Origin of the sequence: Bradyrhizobium shewense, assembly GCF_900094605.1 — a bacterium.
GTDB classification, from domain to species: domain Bacteria; phylum Pseudomonadota; class Alphaproteobacteria; order Rhizobiales; family Xanthobacteraceae; genus Bradyrhizobium; species Bradyrhizobium shewense.
In genome coordinates this window covers 24703-39344 of sequence record NZ_FMAI01000040.1, presented here as the reverse complement: position 1 = coordinate 39344, position 14642 = coordinate 24703, and the positions used below count along the sequence as shown (strand labels likewise).

The window sequence follows — 14642 nt, the reverse complement described above, 5'->3', positions numbered from 1 at the left end:
GCTAATGGAGGACTCGAATGTCCGCCTTCCTGCTGAATCGTCTCTTGCAGAGCATCGTGCTGCTGGTGATCGTCTCGATCATCGGCTTCACGGTTCTCAACCTCATGCCGGGTGGTCCTCTCGCGCAGTTCGGGCTCGATCCGGGGATGACCCAGAAGGATGTGGAGCGGCTCGCTGCGCAACTCGGGTTGAACCGGCCGCTATGGATGCAGTATCTCGATTGGGCCTGGCGGCTGCTCCAGGGAGATTGGGGACACTCGTTCCGCGATGGCTCTTCGGTGCTGACGGTAATTGGTCGACACTTGCTGGCGACGCTACTGCTTATGGGTACGTCCACCGCATTTGCGATCGGGGTCGGTGCCTGGATCGGAATCCGCGGCGCGACCCACCGCTATTCGCTGTTCGACTACTGCGCGACTGTCGGCGCCATGGTGGCGCTGTCCGTTCCGACGTTCTGGTTCGGCCTGATCGGCATCTACATCTTCACCCTGAAGCTGGGTTGGGTGCCCGCGGGCAACATGTACACGATCGGCGACGGCTCGATACTGGACTATCTGCATCACCTGATCTTGCCGAGCCTGGTGCTGTCCCTCGTTCATGTCGCTATCTGGAGCCGTTACATGCGGACGGCAACGCTCGATGCGCTCAGTCAGGATTTCGTCAAGACGGCCCGGGCCAAGGGCGTGAGCGAACGCCGCATCTTGCTGAAGCATGTCATCGGCAATGCGCTGTTGCCGATGATCACGCTGGCAGGGATGCAATTGCCCAGCATTCTCACTGGCGCGCTGGTCACGGAGACCGTGTTCACCTGGCCGGGCATGGGGCGGCTGTTTCTCGACAGCCTCGGCTACAGCGACTATCCGGTCGTGATGGGGCTGTTGATCTTCTCGGCCATCCTGGTCCTGTTGGGAAATCTGATCGCAGACATCGTGATCGCCACCGTCGATCCGCGCATTCGCCTGGCCTGAGCCTGCGGACTCACGACAGATAAGAGGAGCGAGTAGATATGACCGCCATCGTCGCGCACGCAGCTCCGGCCCGTTGGTGGCACAGCCGTGCTGTTATCCGCTTCATGCGTCACCACCTGGCGCTCTTGGGAATCGCGATGATCACCCTGCTCGTGCTGGCGTGCGCCATCGGTCCCTATGCCTTGCCCTACGATTCGCTCCACATCGATCTGCGCGCCCGCTTTGCTCCGCCCCTGACAGGCAACCATTACTTGGGCACGGATCCCTTAGGGCGAGACCTCGCGGTGCGGCTGTTGATGGCCGGGCGCGTCTCGCTGGCGGTGGGATTCTCCGCGATGTTGCTGTCGACGTTGATCGGTACGCTCATTGGCGTGACGGCCGGCTATCGCGGGGGGTGGGTCGGGGCGGCATTGATGCGGACGGTCGATGGCTTCCTGTCCTATCCCTCGATCTTTCTCGTGCTGGCGCTGGCCGCAACGCTGCGGCCGAGCCCGGCGATGATCACCGTGATCATTGCGGTCACGAGCTGGATGGAGACTGCGCGAATCGTCGAGGCCGAGGTCCGTTCGCTGCGCGAGCGCGAGTTCGTCCAGGCTGCGCGCATGGTCGGGCTTCGCAGGTCGCACATCATGTTCCGCGAGATCCTGCCCAATGCCATGGGTCCCATCATCGTCGCCGCAAGTCTGGCCGTGGCGCGCGCGATCCTTCTGGAGGCCTATATCAGCTTTCTCGGCTACGGCATCCAGCCGCCGCTGCCCAGCTGGGGCAACATGCTCAATGGCGCCCAGCAATATCTGGCGAGCGCTCCCTGGCTCGCCATCATTCCCGGTGCCGCCATTACGATGGCCGTAACGAGCTTCAATTTCATCGGTGACGGTCTGCGAGATGCCCTCGACGTTCGAAACGACCACATCTGAACGATTTGAACCGAGCCGCGGCTGAACCCAGCAACCATACGAGAAGCAAAGCCATGCATGCGCCTAGAGTCGCCGAGAAGGCCACGCCCTATTGGTGGGAAGCCGCGCCGCTTATGCCGCCGCCTCAGCAGCCAATAGCCAAGAAGCTCGACGTGTTGATCGTGGGCGCGGGCTATGCAGGGCTCTCGGCCGGTCTGGTGCTGGCGCGCGAGGGCCGCTCGGTTGCGGCCTATGATGCCATGGACCCTGGTGAAGGAGCTTCGACGCGCAACGGCGGTATCACCAGCGGATCCATTCGGCCCGATTACGCGACGCTCACGCGCCGGTTCGGAGAGGAGAGGGCGCTGGCGATCGAGGCGGAAGGTAAGGCCGCACGCGAGTTCCTGTACGATTTCATCAGGACGGAAGGACTCGCCTGCGACTTCCAGCCGGTGGGGCAGTTCAAGGGCGCCTTCGGCTATGAGCAATACGAAGCCATCGCGCGCACCGCCGAGCGGCTCGCAAAGAAGCTTGGGATCGAAGCCTACGCAGTTCCCTATGCCGAGCAGCGCCAGTATATCGGCACCGATGTCTATCGCGGCGGTACGGTTCGGATGGACATCGGCGGGCTGCACCCGGCGAAATTCCACGCCGAACTGCTGCGGGTCGCGCTCGCTTCCGGTTTGACAGTCCACGCCCGGACGCCCGTGATCTCGATCGACCGAGATGGCTCCGGTTTCCGCGTTGTCACCGCGGCCGGTCCGGTGCAGGCGCGTCAGGTGCTGGTGTGTACCAACGGTTACACCGACGGCGCCGTGCCCTTCCTGCGCCGTCGGCTGGTCCCGGTTCGCAGCCGGATCATTGCGACGGAGGAGCTTGCGCCCGAAGTCATGGCGCGGCTGATGCCGAAACGCATGATGATCACGGAGAGCCGGGAGGTCGGCTTCTATTATCGGCCCTCGCCTGATGGCAAACGCATCTTGCTCGGCGGTCGCGACAGCTCTCGGGTCGGCGACCCCGTCGCTCCGAAGCTGCTTCTGCGCAAGGGCCTGGTGAATCTGTTCCCTGAACTGGAGGCCGTTCGCCTCTCTCACACCTGGTTCGGCCATGTGGCCATGAACCGCGACATGATTCCGCGCATTTTCGAGAAGGAAGGTATCGTCTATGCCAGCGGCTTCTGCGGATCGGGCGTGGTCTGGGCGCCATGGGTCGGTATGCATGCGGCCCACAAGCTCATGGGACACGAGGAGCGGGCGCGCACCGCGTTCGACTTCAGGCCTCCGGCCTTCATCCCGTTCTATCGAGGCAATCCGTGGTTCATGCCTGCCTTCATTCAAGGCTACCGGATGCGTGACCGGATCGCGATGTGGCGCGCCAGCCGTTGACGGCCGGCAGCACAGCTTACAACCCAGGGTCTGAGTTCCGGAGGCACTTCCGCCTCTCTAAAGAAGATTGACGATGCAGTACGTGTCCACGCGCGGCCATTCAGGCCGCAAGCAATTCTGCGAGGCATTGCTTGAAGGCCTCGCCCCGGATGGCGGGCTGTACGTCCCGGAAACCTATCCTCGTGTGGACCACGCCACGCTGGATGCGTGGCGTACGCTGTCCTACGCCAACCTGGCTTTCGAGATCCTGTCGCTCTATGTCGGCGATATTCCCTCCGTCGACCTGAAAGCCATCTGTGCAAAGACCTACACGCCGGAGATATTCGGAAAGCCTGACATCGCGCCGCTGCGAAAGCTGGAGAGGGGACTTTATCTCCAGGAGCTGTCGAATGGTCCCACGCTGGCGTTCAAGGACATGGCCATGCAGTTGCTCGGCAATCTGCTCGAGTACGAATTGGACCGCCGGCAGGAGAATTTGAACATTCTTGGCGCGACCAGTGGCGACACCGGAAGCGCGGCAGAATACGCTATGCGCGGCAAGAAAGGGGTGCGGGTGTTCATGCTCTCGCCCCGTGGACGAATGAGCGCCTTTCAACAAGCTCAGATGTTCAGCCTCCAGGACCACAACATCCACAACATCGCGATAGATGGTGTCTTCGACGATTGCCAGGACATCGTCAAGCGAGTGGCGAGCGATCTGGAGTTCAAGCAGCAATACAAGATCGGTGCGGTGAATTCGATCAACTGGGCGAGGCTCCTCGCGCAGGTCGTCTATTACTTCTCCGGTTATCTGCAGGCGTCCGAACGCGGGGCGACAAGTGTAAGCTTTGCAGTGCCTTCGGGGAATTTCGGCAACATCTGCGCGGGGCATGTTGCGCGCATGATGGGGCTTCCAATATCCCGGCTGGTCCTTGCGACCAACGAGAACGACGTGCTCGACGAGTTTTTCCGCACCGGGGTGTATCGCGTCCGAAGTCGCGCAGACACGCTCGAAACCTCAAGCCCGTCCATGGACATCTCCAAGGCTTCAAATCTCGAACGCTTTGTATTCGACGTGTTAGATCGGGACGCAGAGCGAACCAGATCGCTGTTTGCTGATCAGCTCGGGGAGCGAGGCTCGTTCGACCTGAGTGGAGAATCCAGATTTGCGGAGGCTGCAGCGCGTTTCGGCTTCCGTAGCGGAAGGAGCACACATGCCGACCGGCTCGCGACCATCCGTGACACGTGGAAGCGCTGCAAGACCGAAATCGACCCACACACAGCAGACGGGGTGAGAGTCGCACGCAGGCACGCCTCTTCTGACACGCCGATGGTCGTGCTCGAAACCGCACTGCCCGTCAAATTCGGCGCGACAATTAAGGAAGCGTTGGGCCGCGAGGCGGATCGTCCAGAAAGGCTCAAGGGCATCGAAGAGTTGCCGAGACGAGTCAAGATCCTCCCGCCGGATGTGCAGGCGGTCAAGAACTACATCTGGGGGATTGTGGTGGATGCGATTAACTGAAAGATCGAGTCCGGATCGGCGCACCACCAATGATGGCTGTGCTTACGGAGTTTGTCATTCGAGGACGTGATCAGCGTTCTCATAGCCCCTCGCAGCAGATTGGCTACTCCAAAGCGACATCGATGAAATTCTATGCCGAACTTTACTCGAGTCTGATTGCGTAATGCTGTCGGACGCAAGGTACGCTGCAGACCATGCGGGGATCATCAACTGGCCCTCGCCCTGTCAGGCGCTCGCGCCTGGTCCGGGCAACCCGAGAAAGAGACGCTTATTGATCATGAAAACCGCAGCTTACCAGGCCGAAGATCGTGTCACTGAAGACGTGATCCTCGTTCCTTTCGCCAGATCGCATCTGGAAGGCGCCCTGAAGCTCTCGCAGGAGATGTCCTGGCCCTATCGACTCGAAGATTGGAATGTCGCGCTGCAGCTGGGCAAAGGCTTTGTTCTGGAACGCGCTGGGACGGTGATCGGGACCGCGGCATGGTGGCCGTATGGCGAAACCCATGCTTCCGCAGGTATGATTATCGTCGCGAAGACCGCGCAGGGCCGTGGCTATGGCGCCCGGCTCATGGATGCGTTGCTGGCGTCCGCGCGTCCACGAAGCATTGCGCTGAATTCGACCGCGGAAGGCCAGGCGCTTTACCAGCGGCGCGGTTTCGTCCCCATCGGGGTCATCCACCAGCATCAGGGAATTCCCAGAGGACGCCATGAGTCGCCGCCGGGGCTCGTCAGGCCAATGGCTGCCTCGGATTTCGAGGTGATCATGCGACTCGATCGCGAAGCTACGGGCTTGGAGAGAAGACAGATGCTCGAAAAGCTACTCCAAAGCGGTGATAGCTATCTCCTGCAGCGTGACGGCATGGCCCGCGGCTACGCCATCTCCCGGCTTTTTGGCCGCGGGCATGTCATCGGTCCCGTCGTCGCAGAAACCGAGACCGATGCACAGGCGCTGATCGAGGCTGCGCTCGCGCGGCTCGGCAGTGGTTTTGTCCGCATCGACACCTCTGCCACATCGCAGCTCGGGAATTGGCTTGAAGGCATCGGCCTGGAGCAGGTCGGCGATGCCACCACAATGATCTTGGGCACGCCGGCACCATCAAGCGGGCCGGCGCGCGTGTTTGCGATTCCCAATCAGTCGTTCGGCTAGGAGACATCGACGTGCGACGCGAGGAGATGAGCGGAACGGATCACCAGAACTCCGAGACGGCCGCAACGCTCGGCACGCTGGCAACGCCGGCTCTCCTGCTCGACGTGCATCGGCTCGATCGCAATCTCGTCCGCCTGTCCTCGCGCATGGCGGAGCGGGGCGTCGTCCTGCGTCCCCACATGAAAACCGCGAAATCCATCGACGTGACGCGACGGGCGTATCCGTCCGTATCGGGGCCGATCACTGTCTCGACCCTTGCGGAAGCCGAGTATTTCGCGCGGCACGGTTTTCGCGACATGACTTATGCGGTGGGTCTGGCGCCCCACACAGCTGAAAGAGTGATGCGTCTGCGCAAAGCAGGCGTCGACCTCAAGGTACTGCTCGATTCGCCGGAGCAGGCGAGAATGCTCGGCGCCGCCGGTCGTGCCGCTGGTGTGACACCCACTGCGTTCATCGAGATTGACTGCGATGGTCACCGCGGCGGGCTGACCGCGGACGATCCAAAGCTCATTGCAGTCGCGGTCGCGCTGGGCGAGGCCGGCGTCGAGCTTGCCGGCGTTCTCACCCATGCCGGCGAATCCTACAGCCTATTCACGCCCGAGGCTCTCTTCGCGGCCGCGGAGAATGAGAGAGCGGTGGCGGTTGCCGCGGCGGAGGCCTTGCGGGCGGCCGGGCACCAATGCCCCATCGTGAGCGTCGGCTCGACCCCGACAGCGCATTTCGCCGAAGACCTGACCGGCGTCACGGAAATGCGGGCGGGCGTCTACATGTTCTTCGACTTGGTCATGCACGGTGTTGGTGTCTGCACGACAGACGACATCGCGATCTCGGTGCTCGCCACTGTGATCGGCACCAAGCCCGAGAAGGGTTGGATTTTGGTCGATGCCGGGTGGATGGCGCTGTCGCGCGACCGCGGCACCGCAGCGCAGCGGGTCGACCACGGATATGGTCTGGTCTGCGACGTGGCCGGCAACCTCTATCCGGACCTGATCGTTTCGCAAGCAAGCCAGGAGCACGGGATCCTCGCCATCAGGCCCGGGTCGGCGCACGCTTTGCCCAATCTTCCGATCGGCGCGAAGATCAGGATTCTCCCCAATCACGCCTGTGCGACGGCGTCGCAACACGAGTTGTACAACGTCGTCTCCGCCGGCGGCGACGCCATTCACGCCCGATGGCCCCGGATGCGCGGCTGGTAGCACTGGCCGGGCCATTCCCAGCCCCTGGTTCCCGCCGCTGCTCGGCGTCTATTACCGGATCAAGGATCGCTCCCAATGACCTCGCCCGTTCGACACCTGACGGAAGCCGGCTTTCTCGGAAAATTCTACATCGACGGAGAATGGCGCAAGCCGATCGGACCAGTCGCGGCAGCAGCAACCGTCGTCAATCCGGCGACAGAGCAGCCGATCGCTGACGTCGCGCTCGGCGATGACGATGATGTGGACTGCGCGATCGCCGCTGCCAGAGGAGCCTTCGCCAGCTGGTCCATGATACCGCCTGCTGAAAGAGCGGCGCTGCTCGACCGGGTTCATGGTTTGCTCCTCGAGCGGCTGGAGCTGTTCGCGCAGGCGCTTACCTGTGAGATGGGAGCTGCGATCACCTATGCGCGCCGCGCTCAGGTGCCGTTGGCCGCCGAGCATATCCGCGTCGCCCGCGACAATCTCGCGAATTATCCGTTCATCGCCGCGCGCGGCAGCACCGCGATCATGCGCGAGCCAATCGGCGTCTGCGGCCTCATCACGCCATGGAACTGGCCACTTTATCAGATTACTGCGAAGGTGGCCCCGGCGATTGCGGCCGGTTGCACGGTGGTGTTGAAGCCGAGCGAATTATCGCCGCTGAGCGCTTTGCTATTCGCTGAACTGATGGACAATGCCGATTGTCCGCCCGGCGTCTTCAACCTCGTCAATGGGACAGGTCCGATCGTGGGCGCCGCTCTCGCGTCGCATCCGTTGGTCGACATGATCTCGATCACCGGCTCGACGCGCGCCGGCGTTCTCGTCGCGCAAGCGGCAGCGCCCACCGTCAAGCGCGTTGCCCAGGAGCTCGGCGGCAAGTCGCCAAATATCATCTTGCCGGACGCCGATCTCAGCCGTGCTGTTCCGCTTGGCGTCGCCGCCGCCTTCCGCAATCTCGGCCAATCCTGCAGCGCGCCGACGCGCATGCTCGTGCCCCGTTCACGGATCGAGGAGGTCGAGACCTTGGCCGCGGCGGCCGCTTCTGAACTGGTGATCGGCGATCCCCTTGCGGAAAGCACGACCCATGGTCCGATCGCCAACCGGCCGCAGTTCGAGCGCATCCAGACCATGATCGGCGTCGGACTGGAAGAAGACGTCAAGCTCGTCATCGGCGGGCGAGGGCGGCCCGACGATCTTCGGACTGGCTTCTATGCGCGGCCGACCATTTTCTCGAACGTCCGTCCCGACATGAGGATCGCGCAGGAGGAAATCTTCGGCCCGGTGCTGTCGATCATTCCCTACAACACCGTGGACGAAGCGATCGCGATCGCCAATGACACCGTCTACGGCCTCGGCGCCCACGTGCAGGGCACTGATATGGAGACGGTGCGAACCGTCGCCGCGCGGATCCAGTCGGGTCAAGTCCATCTCAATTATCCTGACTGGGACCCCAATGCTCCCTTTGGCGGATACAAGCGTTCTGGCAACGGTCGCGAATACGGCATCGAGGGCATGGAGGAGTATCTCGAGACCAAGGCCGTCCTCGGATTTTACCACTCTCGCGCTTGAGCATCTCGTATCGCTCAAACGGCCAGAAAACCGAACATCTTGCGAAGTCCTGGATGATTTCAGCACATTCTACCGAGCGCACGATGCGATGAAGGGCTGATCGGAAGCTTTGCTTCCGCATTTTTGGCAGCCGAGGCTCGTTGGACCATGTCGCCCCATGTCGAGCGCATTCACAGCGATGAGCGTCTCCCGGCCGAGGCCGACGTCGTCATCGTCGGCGGCGGCATCCTCGGCTCTACGGCCGCCTATTACCTGGCGAAGCGCGGCCTCTCCGTGGCGCTCCTCGAGAAGGGCCACGTCGCCTGTGAACAATCGAGCCGAAACTGGGGTTGGTGCCGCCAGCAGAATCGCGACCGGCGCGAACTGCCGCTATCGGTGCTCTCCATGCGGCTGTGGGACGAGCTCACGCGCGATATCAATCGGGACCTTGGATTTCGTCGCTGCGGTCTCGTCTATGCGACCCACGACGAGGCCGTGCTCGCCGGCTGGGAAAAGTGGCGCGAGGTTGCCAGGGAGTACGACGTCGATACCCACGTGCTGAGCCGGGCGGAAGTGGCCGAGCGCGTCCCCGAAGCGCGCGACAAATGGGTCGGTGGGACCTATTCGGAGCGAGACGGCAAGGCCGAGCCTGCGCTCGCCGCGCCGGCTATCGCTGAGGGGGCCAGAATTCTGGGCGCCACAATCCATCAGGGATGCGCCGCGCGGGGGCTCGACTTGGCCAATGGCAAGATTGCGGGCGTGCACACGGAGAAGGGCTACATCAGAACCAGCGCGGTGCTGTGCGCCGCCGGCGCCTGGTCCTCGTGCTTCCTTCGGCCGCTCGGGGTCAGTTTCCCCCAAGCGAGCATCCGGCAGACCGCGCTGCGTTCCACCCCGACAATCAACATCGGCGAGGCGGTCTCGACACCTTACTGCACGATCACGCGCCGACTGGATGGCAGCTACACGCTTGCGATCAGCGGCAAGGCGAACCTCGAAATCACGCCCCAGGCTATCCGGTATAGCCGGGAATTCATGCCGCAGTTCTTGCGTCGCCTGAAGAACGTCAGGCTCGGCATCGGCCAATCGTTCGTTTCGGGGCCGGATTCGATATCGGCGCTTCTGGCCAACGATGATCGGATCTTTGAGCAGAATCGCGTGCTGGATCCTCCGCCATTGAAATGGCTGGTGAGCCAAGTGGTGGAGAGTGTCCGGAGAACCTTCCCCCAACTCGGCGAGATTAAGATCGACAGCGCCTGGGGCGGCTTCGTCGATTGCACGCCGGACGCAGTGCCCGTGGTATCGCAGGTGGACGGGGTGGAAGGCCTCGTGCTCGCGGCGGGCTGCTCGGGTCATGGCTTCGGTCTGGGGCCGGGGCTCGGCTATCTGGCCGCACAGCTTGTCGCAAACGACACGCCCTGCGTCGATGCAACACCGTTCCGGCTGTCGCGTCTGGTCGACGGCTCGAAGCTGGACATTGCCGCCATCTGAAGACGAGCCGGACGTCAGGCCCGACGCGTACCGTGGCGAGCAAAGGATTCGGAGCTGTGCTCGAAGATCCTCATCTGCGTGCGGGACCTGATCGCGATTTTAGCAGTCCCTAAGGGGAGCCACTTCTTCGGAGTGGCTCTTTCTTTATGGACAAGACGATTTGGCTGATCGAGGTGCACCGGCCGAAGGCCCACCGCTTGGAAAGCATCGCCAACTCGCCGGCCGATGGTTCAACGGGTAGACTTCTCGCCCAATGGGCAAACGATCGCGCCGGCGTTCATGATGTCCGCCGGATCAAAGGCGGTCTTGATCCGGCGCATCGCCGCGATACGCCCGAGATCGCCGTACCGCTCCAGAAGGTGCTTCTTGAATCGGCCGACGCCATGCTCCGCGCTGAACGTGCCGCCGAGCGCCGCGGCTGTATCGTAGAGTTGCAGAGACAGGCTGCTTTCGATCCGCTTGGTGAACTCGATCCGGTCGACGCCGGCAGGAACGAGCACGTTGTAGTGCAGATTGCCGTCGCCGACATGGCCGTAGACGGACAGCTCAAGGTCGCCGTCATACGATCGCACCTGCGCGCCGGCCAGATCCAGGAAGCGCTGAATGGAGGAAAGCGGTACCGAGATGTCGTGCTTGACCGATCCGTTCCGGCGCTTCTCGCCCTCCGGGATGGTCTCGCGGAGCCGCCACATCGCGGTCCGCTGCGATCCGCTCTGTGCCAGCAACGCGTCCTCGATCCATCCGGCCTCGATCGGCTCCGCCAGAACGGCTTCCATCAGTTCGTCGAGATCGAGATGGCGCGAGGAAGAGGCGAACTCGACGAGGACGGCGCCTTCTGGGCCTGCTCGAAGGGTGGACGGATCGGTCATTGCTTCGGTCGCGAGCGCGATCGATCGGGCCGCCATGAACTCGAATGCGGTCAGCAGGTCCGCGGATTCACGACGGATCAGGGCGAGAAGATCGGCGAGCGGCGCGCCCCGCGCCAATTTTAGCCAGGCCGTCGCGCGGCGGGTCGGCAAGGGCGCCAGACGCAGCACCGCGCCCGTGACGATGCCGAGAGTTCCCTCGCTGCCGACGAAGCACTGTTTGACGTCGTAGCCGGTATTGTTTTTCCGCAGTTTGCGCATGTCGGAAATCACCGTGCCGTCCGCCAGCACCGCCTCGATTCCGAGCAGAAGATCGCGCGTCATCCCGTACCTGAGGACCGATAGTCCGCCGGCATTCGTCCCGATGTTACCGCCGATCCGGCAACTGCCTTCCGCGCCGAGGCTGAGCGGCAACAGAAGTCCGGCGGCCGCCGCGGCGTCCTGTGCGTTCTTCAGGATGGTGCCGGCGTCCACAGAGATGCTCATGGAGACGGGATCGACTTCGCGAATCCTGTCCATCCGCTCGAGGCTCACGACGATTTGGCGTCCGGAGGCGTCGGGCGTCGCGCCTCCGCAGTAGCTGGTGTTGCCGCCTTGCGGAACGATTCCGATGCCGTGGTGCGCCGCCAACCGCACGATGTCGGCGACTTGCTTCGTCGTCGTCGGCTTCAGCACGGCAAACGTCGAGCCCGTAGAAAGCTGGCGTTGATCCGTCACGTAGACAGCCATCCGCTCCGGGTCGTCAATGACGCCTCCGTCGCCTACAAGGTCGCGAAAGGCCCGAACGTGTACTGACTGGGACATGCTCAGCTCCCGATTGGCATCGGGTCATCTTTGCGCGTTTGTGCCGCATTGTCTGCCGTTGGGGGGGCATTCAGAAGAAACCAATGCCGAATTGCCACGATTGTCGGCAGCTTGCGCCGCTGTCGGTGATCCGCTTCATGCAGGCCGCGGAGCATTCCCTCCACTCGCCGGCGGACTACATCAGCGACGTCCTGGACACTGGCTCTAGCAGCCGACAAGCGGAGGGCAAATGACACGCTTGCTGCCCTTTCCGATCTGCCGCCCGTGCGGGTCAGGCGACCCGGCGTCATTCTGCGGCTGTTGCAACTGGTTGCGATGGACATCGTCCGCTCGAACCTGGCGGTGGGACGGATCGTTCTCGGTTTGGGGCGGCGACAGCGCAGATCGGGTTTTGTGGAGATTCCGCTCGACATGCGCGACCCCTACGGGCTGGCCTCACTCGCCTGCATCATTACGTCGACCCCGGGGACGTTGTGGGTGAATTTCGACGCCCAAAGAGGGGCGCTGACCATCCACGTTCTGGACCTCGTCGATGAAGAGGAGTGGATCCGCACCATCAAGGACCGTTACGAACGTCATCTGCTGGAGATATTCGAATGAGCCAGCTCATGCTGACCTACTCGCTCCTGGTCGCGCAGGTGTTGCTGGGATTGGCGATCGGCTGCGGCGCTTTGCGCATCTTCCTTGGACCTCGCGCGCAGGATCGCGTTCTCGGTTTCGACACGTTGTCCGTCAACGCGATGTTGTTGCTTCTGACGGTCGGGATTCGAACCGGCGAAGCGCTCTATTTCGAGGCGGCTCTGGCCACGGCCCTGTTCGGTTTCGTCGGGACGGTTGCGCTCGCCAAGTTCCTCCTTCGCGGCGAGGTGATCGAATGAACGGCATCGAGCACTTGCCTCCCTGGGCTGCCGTCCTCACTGCGGTCTTCCTGTTGACCGGCGCTGCCGTGACGCTGATCGGCTCGCTGGGCCTTTTGCAGCTGAGCACCTTCTACGAGCGGGTCCATGCGCCGACGCTCGGAACGACGCTCGGCACCGTCTTCATCGCGGCCGCTTCGATGGTCTACTTCTCGGTCCTGCAGACCAGACCGGTGCTGCACGAAGTCCTGATCGTCGTACTCGGCGTCGTGACCACCCCGATCGCGCTGACCGTTCTCGTCGGCGCAGCCCACTTTCGCGACACCGCGGAACGGGCACAGCTGGGCGAACCCGTAGGCCGGGCGCTGCCTCATGCGAGGGTTCCAGGCGACGCTCCCACGGGCAAGGCCGGCTAAATGTCGCAATTGATCTGCCGCGGCGCATGCTTAAGTCCGTTGTAGGCATGATGCTGGACTGCGTGCACGTTCGCCGCGACTTCAGCCGGCCGCCGCCGGCGGCCTGATCTTGCGGATGCCGCTCGAAGATCTGCGGCATTCCAAATAGAGGACGTGATGACCAAGGTGCGACCAGACATTCGGGAGAACCGGCTGCAAATCGGCATGTGACCCGGGCGATTTGTATCGCCCGGGCGCGGCAACTCAACGATTCTGACCAAGCCGGGAGTTCTTCATGTCTGTCTTTTTGGCACTACTCGTCCTGACCTCGTGGATCCTGTTCATCTGGATTTATGATCCAGACGGGTTCCGCGCAGCCTTTGCGCGCCGTCCGCCCCCGATACCGCATCACCCAGGAGGGTGACGCTGGAAGGTGCTTTGTCACCTTCGCGCTCCCGTCCATACGGCTTTCGACCGCGACACGCTCCTGCTCCGGATCTCGGGGCCGCCTGTGTGTGGCCGCGTCATGAGCGGGCCTAAGCAATCAAATCGCCGCCTTGCCGAGATCGCCTCGGCGAGGTGGGCCAATACAAGGGTTCTGACATGATCATCGTCGCTGCGACGGATTTTTCTACGCGTTCTCATCGCGCTTTGCGTCAAGCCGGCCTTCTGGCTCGCGCCCGCCGTGCCGAGCTGCACCTTGTTCACGTCGTTGATGAAGACCTGCCCGCCAATCTGGCCCGCATGGAAGAGCGCGAGGCTCAGCGGGTGCTGACAGAGCAGATCGGGTCGATGCCCGAGCTGCCTGACGCGCGTTGCCATGCGACCGTGATCAGGGGTCACCCCTTCGACGGGATCTTGCGCGCGAGCGCCGCGGTCGGCGCCGATCTCATCGTAATGGGGGCCATCGCAAGCAGTTTCTGCGCGATATCTTTACAGGGACCACTATCGAGCGTGTCATTCGAGGAGGGAAGTATCCGGTGCTAATGGTGAACAACGAAGCGCAGCGGCAGTACGAACGGGTTCTGGTGCCGGTCGACATGTCGGAGACATCGGCCGATGCGATCCGCTTCGGCCTGTCCGCCGGGCTTTTGGAAGACGGAGCGACGTTTCTTCACGCCTTCTCGCCGGTGGCTAAAAGACGATTGCTCAGCTCTGGTGCGAGCTCCGACGTCATCAGTGGATATGTCGACAGCGAGCGCCACGGGGCGATGGAGGAAAATGAGCCGTTTTCTCGTGGCCAATGAGTTCGGCACCCAGCGATGGTCGCTTAGGGTCGACGAGGGCATTCCCATGCAGGTGATCGCGCGCGCTGTGGCGGAAAAGCGGCCGGACATGCTCGTACTGGGTACTCACGGCCGATCTGGGTTGCTCCGAGCGTTGATTGGCAGCGTCACAGAAGAAGTGTTGCGGTCCGTGAACGTGGACGTTCTCGTCGTTCCTCCGCCCCCCCGTGAAGTCAGACCTCCAAAGTTGGACACCGCTGCCACTTTTGAGGCGTGACGCGAACGACTGGACTCGCCGGGAGGGGTCCAGGGTCTCAACCAGCACCAACGCGCGGGATCTCCCTGCGCAGCAGCATGGCGTCCGCAGGGCATTCGCATGTCCG

14 protein-coding genes and 1 pseudogene are annotated in these 14642 nt (G+C 62.8%); 14 read left to right on the top strand and 1 reads right to left on the bottom strand.

What is annotated here, in order from left to right; genetic code table 11:
- The first annotated feature begins 17 nt into the window (after positions 1 to 17).
- From GA0061098_RS39450 to GA0061098_RS39415, 8 genes are all read left to right on the top strand, one after another.
- Complete coding sequence (locus GA0061098_RS39450; protein WP_091966932.1) at positions 18 to 968, top strand: ABC transporter permease; 951 nt, start codon at positions 18 to 20, stop codon at positions 966 to 968.
- Between the two features lie 38 nt (positions 969 to 1006).
- Positions 1007 to 1885, top strand: a complete 879-nt coding sequence (locus GA0061098_RS39445) for an ABC transporter permease (protein ID WP_091966930.1) — start codon at positions 1007 to 1009, stop codon at positions 1883 to 1885.
- A 53-nt stretch (positions 1886 to 1938) separates the two neighbouring features.
- Positions 1939 to 3249, top strand: coding sequence for an NAD(P)/FAD-dependent oxidoreductase (locus tag GA0061098_RS39440; RefSeq protein WP_091966928.1), 1311 nt, complete (start codon positions 1939 to 1941; stop codon positions 3247 to 3249).
- A 73-nt stretch (positions 3250 to 3322) separates the two neighbouring features.
- On the top strand, positions 3323 to 4750 hold the full coding sequence (gene thrC / locus GA0061098_RS39435) for a threonine synthase (protein WP_091966926.1): 1428 nt from the start codon (positions 3323 to 3325) through the stop codon (positions 4748 to 4750).
- A gap of 277 nt (positions 4751 to 5027) precedes the next feature.
- Positions 5028 to 5897 carry a GNAT family N-acetyltransferase gene (locus tag GA0061098_RS39430; RefSeq protein WP_165637907.1) on the top strand — a complete coding sequence of 290 codons (870 nt, stop codon included), beginning with the start codon at positions 5028 to 5030 and terminating at the stop codon, positions 5895 to 5897.
- Between the two features lie 26 nt (positions 5898 to 5923).
- Complete coding sequence (locus tag GA0061098_RS39425) at positions 5924 to 7093, top strand: alanine racemase (RefSeq protein WP_091966949.1); 1170 nt, start codon at positions 5924 to 5926, stop codon at positions 7091 to 7093.
- Between the two features lie 75 nt (positions 7094 to 7168).
- Positions 7169 to 8641 carry an aldehyde dehydrogenase family protein gene (locus tag GA0061098_RS39420; protein WP_091966924.1) on the top strand — a complete coding sequence of 491 codons (1473 nt, stop codon included), beginning with the start codon at positions 7169 to 7171 and terminating at the stop codon, positions 8639 to 8641.
- A 147-nt stretch (positions 8642 to 8788) separates the two neighbouring features.
- Complete coding sequence (locus GA0061098_RS39415) at positions 8789 to 10111, top strand: NAD(P)/FAD-dependent oxidoreductase (protein ID WP_091966922.1); 1323 nt, start codon at positions 8789 to 8791, stop codon at positions 10109 to 10111.
- 230 nt (positions 10112 to 10341) lie between these two features.
- On the opposite strand, the gene GA0061098_RS39410 is transcribed toward GA0061098_RS39415, so the two are convergent.
- The gene (locus tag GA0061098_RS39410) at positions 10342 to 11652 is read right to left on the bottom strand and encodes an FAD-binding oxidoreductase (RefSeq protein ID WP_245323906.1); all 1311 of its coding nucleotides are present in this window, start codon (positions 11650 to 11652) and stop codon (positions 10342 to 10344) included.
- Between the two features lie 372 nt (positions 11653 to 12024).
- Here GA0061098_RS39410 and GA0061098_RS39405 point away from each other — a divergent pair.
- From GA0061098_RS39405 to GA0061098_RS46595, 6 genes and pseudogenes are all read left to right on the top strand, one after another.
- A pseudogene (locus GA0061098_RS39405) lies at positions 12025 to 12381 on the top strand (Na+/H+ antiporter subunit E); the annotation flags it as partial.
- The gene (locus GA0061098_RS39400) at positions 12378 to 12659 is read left to right on the top strand and encodes a K+/H+ antiporter subunit F (RefSeq protein WP_091966917.1); all 282 of its coding nucleotides are present in this window, start codon (positions 12378 to 12380) and stop codon (positions 12657 to 12659) included. The pseudogene GA0061098_RS39405 and the gene GA0061098_RS39400, both read left to right, overlap by 4 nt.
- On the top strand, positions 12656 to 13054 hold the full coding sequence (gene mnhG / locus GA0061098_RS39395) for a monovalent cation/H(+) antiporter subunit G (protein ID WP_091966915.1): 399 nt from the start codon (positions 12656 to 12658) through the stop codon (positions 13052 to 13054). The genes GA0061098_RS39400 and mnhG overlap by 4 nt, the downstream gene beginning before the upstream one ends.
- A gap of 582 nt (positions 13055 to 13636) precedes the next feature.
- Complete coding sequence (locus tag GA0061098_RS46605) at positions 13637 to 14020, top strand: universal stress protein (RefSeq protein WP_245323905.1); 384 nt, start codon at positions 13637 to 13639, stop codon at positions 14018 to 14020.
- The gene (locus tag GA0061098_RS46600; RefSeq protein WP_245323904.1) at positions 14020 to 14280 is read left to right on the top strand and encodes a hypothetical protein; all 261 of its coding nucleotides are present in this window, start codon (positions 14020 to 14022) and stop codon (positions 14278 to 14280) included. The genes GA0061098_RS46605 and GA0061098_RS46600 overlap by 1 nt, the downstream gene beginning before the upstream one ends.
- On the top strand, positions 14219 to 14536 hold the full coding sequence (locus GA0061098_RS46595) for a universal stress protein (protein WP_347337558.1): 318 nt from the start codon (positions 14219 to 14221) through the stop codon (positions 14534 to 14536). The genes GA0061098_RS46600 and GA0061098_RS46595 overlap by 62 nt, the downstream gene beginning before the upstream one ends.
- Positions 14537 to 14642: the final 106 nt, after the last annotated feature.

Bases quoted from the DNA above. Each gene is read 5' to 3' on its own strand.
- GA0061098_RS46605 (WP_245323905.1), top strand. From the start codon at position 13,637: ATGATCATCGTCGCTGCGACGGATTTTTCTACGCGTTCTCATCGCGCT.
- GA0061098_RS39400 (WP_091966917.1), top strand. From the start codon at position 12,378: ATGAGCCAGCTCATGCTGACCTACTCGCTCCTGGTCGCGCAGGTGTTG.
- mnhG (WP_091966915.1), top strand. From the start codon at position 12,656: ATGAACGGCATCGAGCACTTGCCTCCCTGGGCTGCCGTCCTCACTGCG.
- thrC (WP_091966926.1), top strand. From the start codon at position 3,323: ATGCAGTACGTGTCCACGCGCGGCCATTCAGGCCGCAAGCAATTCTGC.
- GA0061098_RS39445 (WP_091966930.1), top strand. From the start codon at position 1,007: ATGACCGCCATCGTCGCGCACGCAGCTCCGGCCCGTTGGTGGCACAGC.
- GA0061098_RS39440 (WP_091966928.1), top strand. From the start codon at position 1,939: ATGCATGCGCCTAGAGTCGCCGAGAAGGCCACGCCCTATTGGTGGGAA.
- GA0061098_RS39450 (WP_091966932.1), top strand. From the start codon at position 18: ATGTCCGCCTTCCTGCTGAATCGTCTCTTGCAGAGCATCGTGCTGCTG.
- GA0061098_RS39425 (WP_091966949.1), top strand. From the start codon at position 5,924: ATGAGCGGAACGGATCACCAGAACTCCGAGACGGCCGCAACGCTCGGC.
- GA0061098_RS46595 (WP_347337558.1), top strand. From the start codon at position 14,219: ATGTCGACAGCGAGCGCCACGGGGCGATGGAGGAAAATGAGCCGTTTT.
- GA0061098_RS46600 (WP_245323904.1), top strand. From the start codon at position 14,020: ATGGTGAACAACGAAGCGCAGCGGCAGTACGAACGGGTTCTGGTGCCG.
- GA0061098_RS39420 (WP_091966924.1), top strand. From the start codon at position 7,169: ATGACCTCGCCCGTTCGACACCTGACGGAAGCCGGCTTTCTCGGAAAA.
- GA0061098_RS39430 (WP_165637907.1), top strand. From the start codon at position 5,028: ATGAAAACCGCAGCTTACCAGGCCGAAGATCGTGTCACTGAAGACGTG.
- GA0061098_RS39415 (WP_091966922.1), top strand. From the start codon at position 8,789: ATGTCGCCCCATGTCGAGCGCATTCACAGCGATGAGCGTCTCCCGGCC.